At 66.0% G+C, this 13,461-nt stretch carries 14 protein-coding genes and 1 pseudogene; 10 read left to right on the plus strand and 5 right to left on the minus strand.

The features are described 5' to 3' along the window. The first annotated feature begins 138 nt into the window (after positions 1-138). The 3 genes and pseudogenes from EYB42_RS14440 to EYB42_RS14450 all read left to right on the plus strand — a co-directional run bounded on the left by EYB42_RS14440 (position 139) and on the right by EYB42_RS14450 (position 2,796). Positions 139-369, plus strand: a complete 231-nt coding sequence (locus tag EYB42_RS14440; protein WP_135450836.1) for a transposase — start codon at positions 139-141, stop codon at positions 367-369. Beyond that, positions 370-1,551, plus strand: a pseudogene (locus EYB42_RS14445) (DSD1 family PLP-dependent enzyme); the annotation flags it as partial. It abuts the gene before it with no gap. A gap of 270 nt (positions 1,552-1,821) precedes the next feature. Beyond that, positions 1,822-2,796 (plus strand): type I glyceraldehyde-3-phosphate dehydrogenase, encoded by a 975-nt coding sequence (locus EYB42_RS14450; RefSeq protein ID WP_135450899.1) that lies wholly within the window; start codon positions 1,822-1,824, stop codon positions 2,794-2,796. A gap of 51 nt (positions 2,797-2,847) precedes the next feature. On the opposite strand, the gene EYB42_RS14455 is transcribed toward EYB42_RS14450, so the two are convergent. The 4 genes from EYB42_RS14455 to EYB42_RS17415 all read right to left on the minus strand — a co-directional run bounded on the left by EYB42_RS14455 (position 2,848) and on the right by EYB42_RS17415 (position 6,471). Then, a complete protein-coding gene (locus EYB42_RS14455; protein ID WP_135450837.1) occupies positions 2,848-4,266 on the minus strand; it encodes a homospermidine synthase in 1,419 nt (472 codons plus the stop codon). Positions 4,267-4,365: 99 nt separating this feature from the next. Further along, positions 4,366-4,986 carry a 30S ribosomal protein S4 gene (rpsD, locus tag EYB42_RS14460; protein ID WP_135450838.1) on the minus strand — a complete coding sequence of 207 codons (621 nt, stop codon included), beginning with the start codon at positions 4,984-4,986 and terminating at the stop codon, positions 4,366-4,368. Positions 4,987-5,143: 157 nt separating this feature from the next. Continuing rightward, on the minus strand, positions 5,144-6,133 hold the full coding sequence (locus EYB42_RS14465) for an MDR family oxidoreductase (protein ID WP_135450839.1): 990 nt from the start codon (positions 6,131-6,133) through the stop codon (positions 5,144-5,146). Between the two features lie 176 nt (positions 6,134-6,309). Beyond that, the gene (locus EYB42_RS17415) at positions 6,310-6,471 is read right to left on the minus strand and encodes a hypothetical protein (protein WP_167851035.1); all 162 of its coding nucleotides are present in this window, start codon (positions 6,469-6,471) and stop codon (positions 6,310-6,312) included. Between EYB42_RS17415 and EYB42_RS14470 the strand changes: the two genes are divergently transcribed. The 7 genes from EYB42_RS14470 to EYB42_RS14495 all read left to right on the plus strand — a co-directional run bounded on the left by EYB42_RS14470 (position 6,470) and on the right by EYB42_RS14495 (position 12,526). Next, on the plus strand, positions 6,470-6,781 hold the full coding sequence (locus EYB42_RS14470) for a hypothetical protein (RefSeq protein WP_135450840.1): 312 nt from the start codon (positions 6,470-6,472) through the stop codon (positions 6,779-6,781). The two genes, EYB42_RS17415 and EYB42_RS14470, sit on opposite strands and share 2 nt — an antisense overlap. A gap of 18 nt (positions 6,782-6,799) precedes the next feature. Further along, on the plus strand, positions 6,800-7,030 hold the full coding sequence (locus EYB42_RS17420; RefSeq protein ID WP_167851036.1) for a hypothetical protein: 231 nt from the start codon (positions 6,800-6,802) through the stop codon (positions 7,028-7,030). Between the two features lie 192 nt (positions 7,031-7,222). Further along, complete coding sequence (locus EYB42_RS14475; RefSeq protein WP_135450841.1) at positions 7,223-7,663, plus strand: hypothetical protein; 441 nt, start codon at positions 7,223-7,225, stop codon at positions 7,661-7,663. 94 nt (positions 7,664-7,757) lie between these two features. Then, on the plus strand, positions 7,758-8,657 hold the full coding sequence (locus EYB42_RS14480; RefSeq protein WP_135450842.1) for a D-amino acid aminotransferase: 900 nt from the start codon (positions 7,758-7,760) through the stop codon (positions 8,655-8,657). Positions 8,658-8,670: 13 nt separating this feature from the next. Next, a complete protein-coding gene (locus EYB42_RS14485; protein ID WP_135450843.1) occupies positions 8,671-9,864 on the plus strand; it encodes a phytanoyl-CoA dioxygenase family protein in 1,194 nt (397 codons plus the stop codon). A gap of 10 nt (positions 9,865-9,874) precedes the next feature. Then, on the plus strand, positions 9,875-10,591 hold the full coding sequence (locus EYB42_RS14490) for a sulfotransferase-like domain-containing protein (RefSeq protein WP_135450844.1): 717 nt from the start codon (positions 9,875-9,877) through the stop codon (positions 10,589-10,591). A gap of 9 nt (positions 10,592-10,600) precedes the next feature. After that, positions 10,601-12,526 carry an alpha/beta fold hydrolase gene (locus tag EYB42_RS14495; RefSeq protein ID WP_135450845.1) on the plus strand — a complete coding sequence of 642 codons (1,926 nt, stop codon included), beginning with the start codon at positions 10,601-10,603 and terminating at the stop codon, positions 12,524-12,526. Between the two features lie 266 nt (positions 12,527-12,792). On the opposite strand, the gene EYB42_RS14500 is transcribed toward EYB42_RS14495, so the two are convergent. Next, positions 12,793-13,461 (minus strand): DUF1523 family protein, encoded by a 669-nt coding sequence (locus tag EYB42_RS14500; RefSeq protein ID WP_135450846.1) that lies wholly within the window; start codon positions 13,459-13,461, stop codon positions 12,793-12,795.

Consider the following 13,461-nt stretch of genomic DNA (forward strand, 5'->3'; position numbering starts at 1 on the left):
GTCGATGCCCTCGGGCTGCCTGTGCGGCTGATCCCGACGGCTGGCCAGCACGGCGACAGCCCACAGGCCGCCGCCTTGGTCGACGGGCTCGATGGCGTGGGACAGGTCATCGCCGATGCGGCCTAGGATTCCGGCACCTTGCGGGCGAAGATCGCGACCGAACTCGGGGCAGAAGCCGATATCCAGGCCAACCCGTCCCGCGCGATCAAGCCACCCCTCGACCGCGAACTTCATGCCGAACGCCACAAGGTCGAAAACTTCTTTCAGCGGATCAAACGCTTCCGTCGCATCGCCCTGCGCTGCGAGAAAACGATGACCAGCTTCATGGGCTTCGTCTTCCCCGTCTCAGCCCTCGACTGGCTAAGGTGAATGCAGACAGGGCCTAGGCCGTTGAACAGACATGCGGATTTTCAGGGGTTGGAGGTCGGCTACGACATCCCCGCCCTGCCGGGGATGGATAAGGCCGACATCCAGACGCCCTTCCTGATCCAGCATATGGACGCGCAGGAAGGGAACATCACCAAGATGGGCGCCTACGCCCGTGTGCACGGGATGCGGCACCGGGTGCATGGCAAGATGCACAAGTCGTTGGACGTGGCGATGCTGCAAGTGCGTCTGGGCGGCGCGGTGGGTGTCTGCTGCCAGAAGGTCAGCAAAGCCGATGTCTTTGCCCGCGGCGGCATCAACGAAATTCGGGTGTCGAACCAGGGGCGCGACCTGGCCAAGATCGACAGACAGGCGCGACTGCCAAAACTTGGCGCCAGAACGCTGGTCTGCGTGGATGACCTGTCCAATGTCACCGATCTTTCGATGGCTGCGGCGCGCCACGGAACCTGGCTGGATGTGCTGGCCGAGATCGACTGTGGGGCGGGTCGCTGCTGAGTGCGCACCCCGGAACCGGTCGTCGCGATCGCACAGGCCGTGGCAGGCGCGCCGAACCTGACCTTTGCCGAACTTCAGGTCTATCAGGGTGCGATGCAGCACCTGGATTGCCACGAGGATCGAAAGGCAAAGCTTGATGCCGCCATCGCCCAGGTCAGACAGTGCGTCACGGCCCTGGAAGCGGCGGGCCTGAAGCCCGAACTCGTTTCCGGCGGCGGCACAGGATCCTACCAGTTCGAAAGCGGGTCCGGGGTCTTCAACGAGCTGCAATCTGGCTCCTGTGCCTTCATGGACGCCGACTATGGCCGGATCCTCGACCAGGAGGGGCGCCGTATCGACCAGAGCGAATGGGCCAATGCCCTGTTCATCCTGACCAGCGTGATGAGCCATGCAAGGCCCGACAGGGCGATCTGCGACGCGGGGCTCAATGCGCAGTCGTTGGACAGCGGGCTGCCGGTGATCTTCTGTCGGGATGATGTCGCATACGTCAGGTCCAGCGACGAACAAGGGGTGATCGACGACCCGGACGGGGTGCCGAAGGCCGCTGACAGGCTGAAACTGGTGCCCGGCCACTGCGACCCGACCTGCAAGGTGCATGACTGGTACGTGGGCCCGAGGAACGGCAAGGTCGAGGTGGTCTGGCCCGTCTCGGTGCGGGGCAAGGCCTATTGGCCGCCGCCGCGGCCGGTCATCACACGGTGCACGCTGTATTCCCCATCCTGGATCGGTTTCCTGTCCGGCTGCGCGTGGCACCTTGTCTGGCCTCGGCAGTGCAGCCTCAGGCCGCGGGGCCGGACCGACCCAAGGCCTGGCAAGAGACCCGACCGGCAACATCGTCTTCCGCGCAATTGTGATGGGAACAAGTTTTGATCAAACACCTGTTGAAGCGACGGCAAAGCCGTGCTGAGACTGCGCGAAGCAGCGCGGGGAGAGCGGGTGATGCGGGTCTTCATCAACGGCTTCGGGCGGATCGGGCGGTCGGTGCTGCGGGCATTTCTGCAAGATCCCGGCCGCTGGCCGGGAATCGAGATCGCCGGCATCAACGACATCGCCGCGCCGGAGATGTGTGCCTATCTGTTCGAATACGACAGCGTCTTCGGCCCCTGGCGCGGCAAGGTTGCGCTGGAAGGCGGTGCGCTGGTGGTAGACGGGCGGTCGATCCCGCTGCACCGTACGGCCGACCTGTCGCGGCTTGATCTGGCGGGGATCGACCTGGTGATGGAATGCACCGGCCGCGCCGAAACCCGGGAAGTGGCCGAGCGGGGCCTTGTGGCAGGGGCAGGTCGGGTTCTGATCTCGGGCCCATCGGCGGCGGCGGATGTCACGGTGGTCCTGGGCGCGAACGAGACGGCGTTGACGGGGCAGCGCATCGTGTCGAATGCGTCCTGCACGACCAATGCTCTGGCACCGCTGGCACGGCTGATCCACGACCGCTGGGGGATCGTCACCGGCAGCATGACCACCGTGCATTGCTATACCGGCAGCCAGCCGACGGTCGATGCTCCGGCCGCGGACTACCCGCGCAGCCGGGCGGCAGCCCTGTCGATGGTGCCGACCACGACCAGTGCGGCAAGGCTTCTGGATCGCGTCCTGCCGCAGCTTGCCGGGCGCATCGTGGCCCAGGCGGTGCGGGTGCCGGTGGCCAGCGTGTCCTGTGTGGATTTTCATCTGCTGACCGAGGCCCGGCCCACGGTCGATGAGGTCAATGCGGCCTTCCGCGCCGTCGGCGGCGTCATCGGCTGGACCGACCGGCCGCTGGTGTCAACCGATCTGCGGTCGCGGCCCGAATCGGTCATCATGGCTTGCCCCGAAACCAAGGCGACCCCCGGTGGGATGCTGCGGGTCTTCGGCTGGTATGACAACGAATGGGGCTTTTCCAACCGGATGCTGGACATGGCCATGCGTCTGGGCTGAGGGTGGCACCGCCGGGCGGAGGAATGGCCCGGCGGAACCCGAGATCCGGTCTCAGACGGCGAGGAAGTTGGTGAACTGCCAGGGATCGTCGTCGTCCCGGTCCTCGGCAAAGCTGTTGATCCGGTTCCGAATCGGCGTCCAGTCGGTGTAGTGGCACTCGATCGAGCCGAGATAGGGGCGCTGGACTTCCAGGCAGCGGACGTGATCCATCTCGTCAGCCTCGACAAAGCCTTCGTTCGGATTTTCGGCCGCCCAGACCATCGCCGCCAGCACCGCTGATGTCACCTGCATGCCGGTTGCGTTCTGATAGGGGGCAAGTCGCCGCGCCTCTTCGCAGGTCAGGCGTGAACCATACCACATCGCGCCCTTGGCATGGCCGTAAAGCAGCACGCCCAGGTCGTCGCCACCCGAAACGATTTCCTCGGGTGTCAGGATGTGCTGCGCATCGGCGAGTTTGCCTGCACCGTTGATCTCGTGCAGCGACAGGATCGCGTCGTTGCACGGGTGATAGGCGTAGTGGCAAGTCGGGCGATAGGCGGCGCGGCCGTCCTCCCAGACCGTATAGTAGTCCGGGATCGACAGCGCCTCGTTGTGGGTGATGACGAAGCCGAACTGCGGGCCGACGCCGGGGCACCAGCTGCGCACGCGGGTATCGGCACCGGGGCGGTCGATCCAGATCGCATGGCCGGGGCCATGGTCGAAGCGGTGGCCTTTCGGCGGCAGCTTCTTCTCGTGCGTGCCCCAGCCCAGCTCGGCCGGCTGGTAGCCTTCGGACAGAAGGCCGTCCACCGACCAGGTGTTGACGAAGACGCCAAGCGGCTTGGGGCGGGCGGCAACCTGCGTGTCGCGCTCGGCGATGTGGACGCCCTTGACCCCGAGGTCGCGCATCAGCCGCGCCCAGTCCTCGCGGTTTTTCGGGTTGGCCTGTACGCCGGTATCTGCCGCAAGACGCAACAGTGCCTCTTTCAGCAGCCAGCTGACCATGCCCGGATTCGCCCCGCAGCACGAAACTGCCGTCGGCCCGCCCGGATAGGACTTGCCCAGTTCGCGCACCTTTTCACGCAGGGGATAGTTGGTGCGCTCGGCATTCGGCAGGGTCGAGCCGAAGTAGAACCCCGGCCAGGGTTCGATCACCGTGTCGATGTACTGCACCCCCATCTCCTGGGCGAGCTTCATCACCTCGATCGAATCCACGTCCACCGACAGGTTGACGATCATGCCGCGCCCTTCCGGGAACAGGTTGCGCAGAACATCGGCGAAGTTGTCGGGCGTCAGGGCCACCTGAAGGTGACGGATGCCGTGGTCGCGCAGGATGTGCGCGAAGTCGGCCGAGGGCTCGATCACGGTGAATCGGCTGCGATCGAAGCCGATGTGGCGTTCGATCAGCGGCAGCGTGCCGCGTCCGATCGAGCCGAAGCCGATCATCACCAGTGCCCCGTCGATGGTGGCGTGCTTGGTCGTGATGGTCATGGTCCTTGGGTCCCCCCGATCAGAGAAGGGCGCGAAAGGCGCCGTAAAGGAAAAGGCCGCGCCGGGTGGCGCGGCCTCGGGTCACGATCCGCTAAGGGATCAGTTCTTCGCGTAGTATTCGACGACCAGGTTCGGTTCCATCTGCACCGGATAGGGCACATCGCCCAGGCCGGGGGTCCGCACGAACTTGGCGGTCAGCTTGTTGTGGTCCACTTCCAGATAGTCGGGCACGTCACGCTCGGTCAGGGCGATGGCCTCGGCGATGGCGGCCATCTGCTTCGACTTCTGGCGCACCTCGATCACGTCGCCTTCCGACACGCGGTAGGAAGCAATGTTGACCCGCTTGCCATTCACCAGCACATGGCCGTGGTTCACGAACTGGCGGGCGGCGAAGATGGTCGGGACGAACTTGGCGCGATAGACCACGGCGTCCAGGCGACGCTCCAGGAGGCCGATCAGCATCTCGCCGGTGTCGCCGCGCACGCGCTCGGCCTCGGTATAGATCTTGCGGAACTGCTTCTCGGTCAGGTCGCCGTAATAGCCCTTCAGCTTCTGCTTGGCACGCAGCTGCGTGCCGAAGTCCGACAGCTTGTTCTTGCGGCGCTGGCCGTGCTGGCCGGGGCCGTATTCGCGCTTGTTCACCGGCGATTTCGGACGGCCCCAGATGTTTTCGCCCATCCGGCGGTCGATCTTGTACTTGGCAGAGGTGCGTTTCGTCACCGCTGATCTCCTTCGTTCGTGAAGGGCGTTGTCCTTTCCCCGTCTCCGGGGCGACAGGCATCCCCTTGCGGGGGCCACCAACACCAATGATTGGCCCCGGGGCCAACCCCGGGACGGCTGGGCTTATAGAGGCTGGCGCGGCAGAGTCAACAGCCGCTCAGGCGTTCACGTCCACCACGACGCGGCCCTGCACGCCCCCTTTAAGGATCGCGGCACCAAGTGCAGGCACATCGGCCAGGGTCGCGGGCTTCACCATCGCCTCCAGCTTCTGCATCGGCAGGTCTGTGACGATGCGGCCCCATGCCTTGACGCGCCGTTCATACGGCACGGTCACGCTGTCGATGCCAAGCAGGTTCACCCCGCGCAAAAGGAACGGAATCACACTGGCAGGCAGGCTGGCCCCGCCGGCCAGGCCCACCGCCGCGACCGAGGCGCCATGCTTCATCTGCCCCAGAACCCGCGCCAGCATCGCGCCGCCCACGGCATCAATGCAGCCCGCCCAGGTCTCGCTTTCCAGCGGACGCTTCACCGTTTCGGCCAGATCGGCCCGCGGCACGATCCGCGCCGCGCCCAGATCGCGCAGATAGGCCTCGGTCTCAGGCCGGCCCGTCACCGCCGCGACCTGATAACCCAGCCGGCCCAGAATCGCGACGGCAACGGACCCCACGCCCCCGGCCGCCCCCGTGACCAGCACCTCGCCCTTGTCCGGTGTCAGCCCGTGCTCTTCCAGAGCCATCACCGCAAGCATCGCGGTAAAGCCGGCGGTCCCCACCGCCATCGCCTGCCGGGTGCTCAGGCCTTCGGGCAGGGGCACCAGCCAGTCCGCCTTGACCCGCGCTTTCTGCGCATAGCCGCCCCAGTGGATCTCACCCACCCGCCAGCCGGTCAGCACCACCTTGTCGCCGGGCTTGTAGCGGGCATCGTCCGAGGTCTCGACCGTGCCGGCGAAGTCGATGCCAGCCACATGCGGATAGGTCCTGACGATCCCGCCGCCGTTCGGCGACAGCGCAAGCCCGTCCTTGTAGTTCAGCGTCGAGTATTCCACCGCCACCGTGACATCCCCCGGTGGCAGCGCGCTTTCGTCCAGCTCTCGCAGATGGGCGACGGCGACATCGCCTTCCTTTTCCAGAACCAGTGCGCGGAACATTTCGGACCCCCCTCTTGTCTGGGCGCCAGTGCGCCCTGCCCGGCCAGGATTGTCAACCCGCCGCCGCCGGCCCCCCTTTGCGCGGCAAGGAAGATCCGCATGACCCGGGAACAGATCGGGTTCATCGGAACCTGCCTCATGGGCCACGGTGCGGCAAAGGACACCGTGGAACAAGCCTATCCCCCGAGCGTCAGCGCAATCGCAACCGCCCCCCGGTGCACAGCCTGATCGGCCGCGACGCGCCCGAAGCCGCGGTCAAAGACCTTGCCGCCCGGTCCACGATCATCTTCCTGACGCTGCCGGGCGCGCACCAGGGTGGCCTTGGCCGTGGCGCGCATGGCTCTGCACCCTGAGCCGGGCAACGTTGGGGGTGGTCTGCCCTACCTCCGACCGACCGTCACCAAACGGCCCGCCGCCGAACTTGGGCAGCGCGGCGTCCACTTCGCCGATACCCCGGGCCGCAGCCGGAAAGATGCCTGGGCCGACACGCTCGACTGCATGGCCGATCGCCACCGGAAAGGGCTTCTGAACCGCTTCCTGATGCTCGACCATGCCGCAATCCATACCGGGGCGCTGGCGCTGGCCGACAAGGTCGGCATCTTGACCATCACATTCGACAGCGTGATCCGCGGCGACCGGATGGACTAAGGCTTCTACCAGACCTTCGTGGGTTGCGCGCTGGCAGGCAATCGCGCGGCGGACCACTTCGCCCTGACAAAGGCCTGCAAGGATCTGCACGACGCGAAAAGCATGGCCAATGTCGCCACGGTTGCCACTGCCATGGTCAGCACCGCCAAGAACATCTTCCCTTCGGCCATGGCCCATGGCGGATCGGGGCCAGAGTGCCATGTGCCCTGCCTGACCGATTTCATCGCCAGGACGAGCGGGGTCAAATGACCCGACTGCGGCATGGACTTGTTCCTTGCGCAAATACTGTCAGGGGGTTCGGGGGGCGAACCGCCCCCGATGCCCGGCCCGGTTGCGCGCCCCCGGCGCGCAGGGGAACGACACCGGCCCCGCGCGGAACGCGCTGGTATCGGCTGGGACCGCTCCATTGCGCCCGCGGCTACAGAGGGCTAGGCTTCAAAAATGCAGGACGAAGACCTCGCCGCCCGCAAGCACACCGCCGCGCATGACCCGGCGTTCCCGGAACGCCGTGAAGCAGCCTTCGCCGCGATCCTGACAGCGCTTGGCGACAGGCTCTCGCCGCTGGGTTATGCGCTGAAGGGCACGACCTTCACCAGGATCTCGCCGCATGGCCGGTCGGCCGTCCATGTGCAGCGCAACCGCTATGGCTGGGAGGCGCAGATCGTGCTGCGGTTCCTTACCCCCGCCGGCAGCCCGCCCGACCATCCCGACTGGCCCGAGGACGAAGACCTGACGCTATGGCATTTCGCCGCGGATCATCCGCACGATCCCGGCACGCTGGCCTTTGTCGATGTGCTGGACGACCCTGCCCGGCTGGCCCTTGCACTTGATCTTCTGACGACACGCGCCCTGCCCTGGCTGCATACGCTGCACGACGGCTGATCCCGCTGGCCATCAGCCTCCGGCCCCTCAACTGCCTGTTGCCTCGCGCCAACCCTGCCCCTAGCGTGGCCGCCAGAACGAAAGGCCAGCCGTCATGACCGACCATGTCTCGACCCACCAGGCGGAAGAGGATACCCGGAACGAAAGCATCCTGATCTGGGTGGATGGTGCGTTGAAGCCAAAGGCGCAGGCGGTGGTCAGCGTCTACGATTCCGGCTTCATGCTGGGCGACGGGGTGTGGGAGGGTATCCGGCTCTACAACAACCGCTGGGCCTTCATCGACGAACATGTGGACCGTCTGTTCGAGGCAGCCAGGTCCATCGACCTGGACATCGGCCGCACGAAGCAGCAAGTGATCGACGCAGTGCTGGAGACGCAAGCCGCAAACGGCATGGTGACCGACGCGCATTGCCGCCTGATGGTGACGCGCGGGGTAAAGACCCGCCCCTTCCAGCACCCTCGCCTTTCGCAGCAGGGGCCGACCATGGTGATCATCATGGAACATTCCCGGCCGAAACTGCCGCGCCCCATCACCCTTGCCACCGTGCCGCATCTGCGCGGCCTGCCGATGACCCAGGATCCGAAGCTGAACAGCCATTCCAAGCTGAACTGCATCCTTGCCTGCATCGCCGCCCAGAAGGCCGGCGCGGACGAGGCCCTCATGCTGGACGTGCATGGTTTCGTGAACACCACCAACGCCTGCAACTTCTTCATCGTGCGCAAGGGCGAGCTTTGGACCTCGACCGGCGACTACTGCATGAACGGCATCACGCGACAGAAGGTGCTGGACCTGGCCCGCGCCAACGGGATCGTGGCGCGGGAACGGAACTTCAGTCTGGTCGAGACCTACAGCGCGGACGAGGCCTTCCTGACCGGCACCTTCGGCGCGCAGACACCGGTGGGCATGATCGATGGCCGGGTCATCGGCACGGGGCAGATGGGCCCGGTGACCGAACGCATCCGCGGGCTTTACAAGGCGCTGGTCGGCGCATGAGGGGGGGGATGACATGCAAGTGACAGATCGGGCACGGCTTCTGGAACGGAAGGTCTATTTCCGGGCCGAGGATTGCGATGTGGCCGACCTTGCCGCCCTTTGCGCGGTCGGCACGGACAAGGCCGACTGGCCGCTGGCTGCGGCAGTGGAAAAGGATGTGCTGATCTACGACTGCCCCGCCCTTCTGCCCCGGATCGTGGACCCCGCCCTTGCCCGGCAACTGGCTGCCGAATGGGCCGAGGCCCTGGCGAACGGTCCCGGAGTGATCGTGCTTTCAGGGGCAGAGCCTGATCATGCGATGCTGGATGCGGCATCCGACCTGTTCCGCGGCCTCATCGACCGGCAGAACCGCGATGGCACAGGCGGCGGCGACCATTTTGCCAAGCCCGGCGCCAACGACCGGATCTGGAACAGCCTGGAAAAGCACTGTCTGGCCGACCCGGCGAATTTCGCGCGTTACTACGCCAACCCCTTCCTGGCCCTGGTCAGCCGGGCCTGGCTGGGCCCGTTCTACCAGATGACTGCCCAACTCAATGTGGTGAACCCCGGCGGCGCGGCGCAGTCGCCACACCGTGACTATCATCTGGGCTTCCAGACTGCCGCGGCGGTGGCGGCCTATCCGGCCCATGTCCACCGTTTCAGCCCCATGCTGACCCTGCAAGGCGCCATCGCCCATGTGGACGCGCCGATCGAGGCCGGGCCGACGCTGCTGCTGCCGCACAGCCAAAAATATGCGCCGGGCTACCTGGCGACCTCTCAGCCAGGGTTCCGCGCCTATTTCGACGCCCATGCCGTGCAGCTGCCGCTGAGGAAGGGCGACATGCTGTTCTTCTCTCCGGCTTTGTTCCACGCCGCAGGCAGCAACCGGACGGCGGATGTCAAGCGGATGGTGAACCTCTTCCAGGTTTCCTCTGCCTATGGCAGGGCGATGGAAGCGATCGACCGGACGGCAATGTGCAAGGCCCTCTATCCCGTGTTGCTGGCCGCACAGGCCGAAGGCAGCATGACTGCGGCGCAGATCGCCAATGCCATCGCCGCCTGCGCCGAAGGCTACAGCTTTCCCACCAACCTCGACCGCGACCCGCCCCTCGGCGGGCTGGCGCCCAAATCGCAGGCGGCGCTTCTGGCCGAGGCGCTGGCCGCGCGCTGGGCGCCGGATGCCCTGAACGCCGCGCTGGATGCGCAAGCCGCCAAACGTCTGCCATGAAGACCACCCGATGAAGATTGCCATGTGGTCAGGCCCGCGGAACCTTTCGACCGCGCTGATGTATAGCTTCGCTTCAAGGGCCGACTGCGCGGCGACGGATGAACCCTTCTACGCCGCCTATCTGGCGGCCACCGGCATCGACCATCCCATGCGCGATGCAGTGATCGCCAGCCAGCCGACCGACCCGGCCAGGGTGGCCGCGTTCCTGACCGGCCCCAACCCGGACGGCAAGCCGCACTGGTATCAGAAGCACATGACGCTGCACCTGATCCCGACCTTCGATCGCGGCTTCCTGAAGAAGCTGACCAATGCCTTCCTGATCCGCCACCCTGCCCAGGTCATCGCCAGCTATGCCCGCAAGCGCGAGGCGCCGATGCTGGCTGATCTGGGCGTTGTCCAGCAGGCCGAACTGTTCGACCTTGTGGCCGACCTGACCGGAACCGCCCCGCCCGTGATCAGCGCCGAGGCAATCCGCGCCGACCCGCGCGCGGCGCTGACACGGCTGTGCGCTGCACTGGACCTGCCCTTCGACCCGGCCATGCTGTCGTGGCCCGCCGGACCCAAGCCGCAGGACGGTGTCTGGGCCCCGCACTGGTATGGCGCGGTCCACCGCTCGACCGGGTTCGAGCCGCCCGAGGGCGCCCTGCCCGACCTGCCCGCCGCCTTCCGACGCCTCGCCGATCAGGCGATGCCGCATTACGACCGCCTTGCCGCACTTGCCCTCTGACAGGTTCCCATGCGCCGCCTCGCCCTTGCCGCAGCCCTTTTCGCCAACCCGGCTGTGGCCGAGGTCTCGCTGTTCGAAGCGACCGCGGGGCTGGAGCTTTTCCCCTGCGAGATGTCCACCCTGTCCTGCACGACGCTGACGCTGCCGCTGGACCACATGGCGAACGACGGTGCGCGCACCATCGACATCACCTTTGCCCTGTCCTTCGCCAGTATCGAAAGCCGCGGAATCCTGTTCTATTTCGTCGGCGGGCCGGGCGCGTCGGGGTTGGCCTCGGCAGAAAGCTACCTTGCGTCCTTCGACGCCGACCTGACGCAATACATGGACGTCGTCTTTGTCGACCAGCGCGGCACGGGCCCCGATCACGGACTTTCCTGTCCGGTCGCCCAGGCGATCTACGATGCAGCCCCCGTCTCGGTCAGAGATCCTGAGGGCGCCATGGCGGCTGCACGCACCTATGTTGCCGATTGCACCCGGGAAATCGGACGCGACGACCTGCTGCCCTTCGTCAGTTCCGACCAGGCCATCCGCGACAGCGAGGCCTTTCGCCAGAAGATCGGGGCACCGAAGGTCTGGCTTTACGGCGAAAGCTATGGAACGCAATTCGTCCAGGCCTATGCCGCGCAGTTTCCCGATGCCGTGCGCGGTGTCGTTCTGGACGGGGTCGTGGACCTGAACCTTGATGCCCGCGGCTTCTACCGCAACTACACGCTGGCGGCCGAGACGATCCTGGCGCGAACCCTGGCTGCTTGTGACCGCATCGCCGAATGCGCCGAGGACATGCGCGGCGAGATGGGCAACACTGCGGCAGAGGTCTATGACAGCATCGCCGCGCGGCTGGCCAAGGGCCCGATCCCCGTGCGGTTCGTCCGGGCCGACGGGCGGGTCGAGGATCGGCGGATCACTTCGGGCATCTTCGAAGCCAGCGCCTTCTATGCCCTCTATTCGCCCAGGGGCCGGGCCGACTTTCTGCGCGCCCTTGCGGCCATGGGGCGCGGCAATCCGGTGCCGCTGCTGCACCTGGGCTATGCCAGCATGTACGTCGATCCCGAAACCGAGACCGGGATCGCGGATGCGGGATGGTATTCGGCTGCGTTCTACGCCATCACCTGCACCGATTACGACAGCGGTCCCGGCAAGACCCCGGACGAACGTGCCGACGCCATCATGGCCGAGGCGGCAGATTTCGCGCCCAGCGCGCCGCGGCTGATCCGGTCATTCTTCATGGAGCGCCTTGCCTGTGCCTACTGGCCACATCAGGGCCCGTCGGTGCGTCCGCCACCCTTTGCCGGCGGCGACTATCCGACCCTGGTGCTGAACAGCGATTCCGACCCGATCACGCCGATTTCCATGGCGCGGGCCGTTCTGGACAATGCCCGCAATGCCTATGGGGTGTTCATGTCGGGCGGCCCGCATGTGATCTGGGGGCGGGGGATCGCCTGCCCCGATGCCATCGTCCAGGATCTGATCATCGACGGTATCCTTCCCGTGGCACACGAGCAGCAGTGCGAACAGGATCTGATCGGCGACTATTTGCCCCTGACACTGACCGACCCGGCCGCGATGGCCGACCCCGTAGCCGTCGCCCAGGCCGTGGAGACAGAGCTTTACCTAAACAGCGCCCTGAACAACTGGGACGGCATGCAGCCGCTGACCGTGGGATGCGACCTTGGCGGCACCCTCAGCGCGACCGCAACCTATTCCGGCACCAACTATGCGTTTCGCGAGTGCCGCTTCTGGCCCGAACTGACCGTCAGCGGGAAGGGTGTCGAAATCGCCACCGGCGAGGACCGGGACGGTCTGACCCTGACCCTTTCGGTCAGCGGGCATCACTCGGGCGAGATCGTCTATCTTTATCGAACGCGCGACGAGGCGTGGAGCATCAGCGGCACCTGGGACGGAAAGCCTGCAACCCTGCCGCGCACCCTGCCATAGCGTCACCCCTGGGGCCCCGGGCCGTTGGCCCGCAAGGCATGCCTCCGATGTCGTCGCTGCCGACCGGCAGCCGATGCTGCGGGTGCAGGCCGTGTCGCCCGTTTCACTCGTTACGGCTGCTTCGGCGGTCCGGCAGCTACGGCTGTGCCAAATCTTGGGGCAGTCCGGCAAGCGCCCGATTCCTGATGCCGTCTCTGGCAGCGCGGGCACGATCCTGGGCCGGAAGCAGGCGGTCGCAGGCAGCAGGCGTCAAAGTGCCGGCCGCCCTATTTCCTGGCGCGCCAGGTGTTCAGCCAGGCCCGGATCCGCCCGAAGAAACCGCGCGCTTCCTTCCGAGCGGCATCGACCCGCGCGCTTGCCGCATCCAGCGTCTCGCCGACCTCGGCCAGGGCGGGGTCCACCATCCGTTCGCGGAATTGCAGCCACATCCTGCGGAACAGCACGGCCAGGAACAGCAGGAACGCGAAGAAAAAGATGTTGAACCATGGGATGATGGTCACATCCGGCCCATCGACCGGGCGGATGCCCACTGCATTGGGAAAGATCGAGATCAGTTCGTTTCGCCAGCCGTAATGGGTGATCACCACCCATTTAGGGGCCTCGGCGGTCGATTTCAGGTCATCGGCCTCGGTCTGCAGGCTGGCGGTGTCGAACTTGAAATAGGGCGGCCAGTTCCAGCCAGTATCCTCGTTGCGGTAGACCATCGGCTTGCCGTTGGGCTGGATGGTCTGGATGAACTGCACATCGCGGTTCGTCAGCGTGCCCGACTGGTCGTCGGGCGACGCCCAGAAGATGCGCGTCCAGTCGTTCAGATCCTGGCGTTCCTGATAGGTTCCGACGACGCGCACCACATCATGCTGTGGCAGCGTGTAGTGCAGGAACAACCCCACGACCAGGGCAAGTGTGGACCAGAAGGCCCATTTCACATATCGCAT

The sequence above is a fragment of the Tabrizicola caldifontis genome, from assembly GCF_004762095.1.
Classification (GTDB): Bacteria; Pseudomonadota; Alphaproteobacteria; order Rhodobacterales; family Rhodobacteraceae; genus Tabrizicola; species Tabrizicola caldifontis.

Bases quoted from the DNA above. Each gene is read 5' to 3' on its own strand.
- EYB42_RS14450 (WP_135450899.1), top strand. From the start codon at position 1,822: ATGCGGGTCTTCATCAACGGCTTCGGGCGGATCGGGCGGTCGGTGCTG.
- EYB42_RS14455 (WP_135450837.1), bottom strand. From the start codon at position 4,266: ATGACCATCACGACCAAGCACGCCACCATCGACGGGGCACTGGTGATG.
- EYB42_RS14465 (WP_135450839.1), bottom strand. From the start codon at position 6,133: ATGTTCCGCGCACTGGTTCTGGAAAAGGAAGGCGATGTCGCCGTCGCC.
- EYB42_RS14470 (WP_135450840.1), top strand. From the start codon at position 6,470: ATGGCTCTGCACCCTGAGCCGGGCAACGTTGGGGGTGGTCTGCCCTAC.
- EYB42_RS17415 (WP_167851035.1), bottom strand. From the start codon at position 6,471: ATGCGCGCCACGGCCAAGGCCACCCTGGTGCGCGCCCGGCAGCGTCAG.
- EYB42_RS14475 (WP_135450841.1), top strand. From the start codon at position 7,223: ATGCAGGACGAAGACCTCGCCGCCCGCAAGCACACCGCCGCGCATGAC.
- EYB42_RS14480 (WP_135450842.1), top strand. From the start codon at position 7,758: ATGACCGACCATGTCTCGACCCACCAGGCGGAAGAGGATACCCGGAAC.
- EYB42_RS14485 (WP_135450843.1), top strand. From the start codon at position 8,671: ATGCAAGTGACAGATCGGGCACGGCTTCTGGAACGGAAGGTCTATTTC.
- EYB42_RS14490 (WP_135450844.1), top strand. From the start codon at position 9,875: ATGAAGATTGCCATGTGGTCAGGCCCGCGGAACCTTTCGACCGCGCTG.
- EYB42_RS14495 (WP_135450845.1), top strand. From the start codon at position 10,601: ATGCGCCGCCTCGCCCTTGCCGCAGCCCTTTTCGCCAACCCGGCTGTG.
- EYB42_RS14500 (WP_135450846.1), bottom strand. From the start codon at position 13,461: ATGCGATATGTGAAATGGGCCTTCTGGTCCACACTTGCCCTGGTCGTG.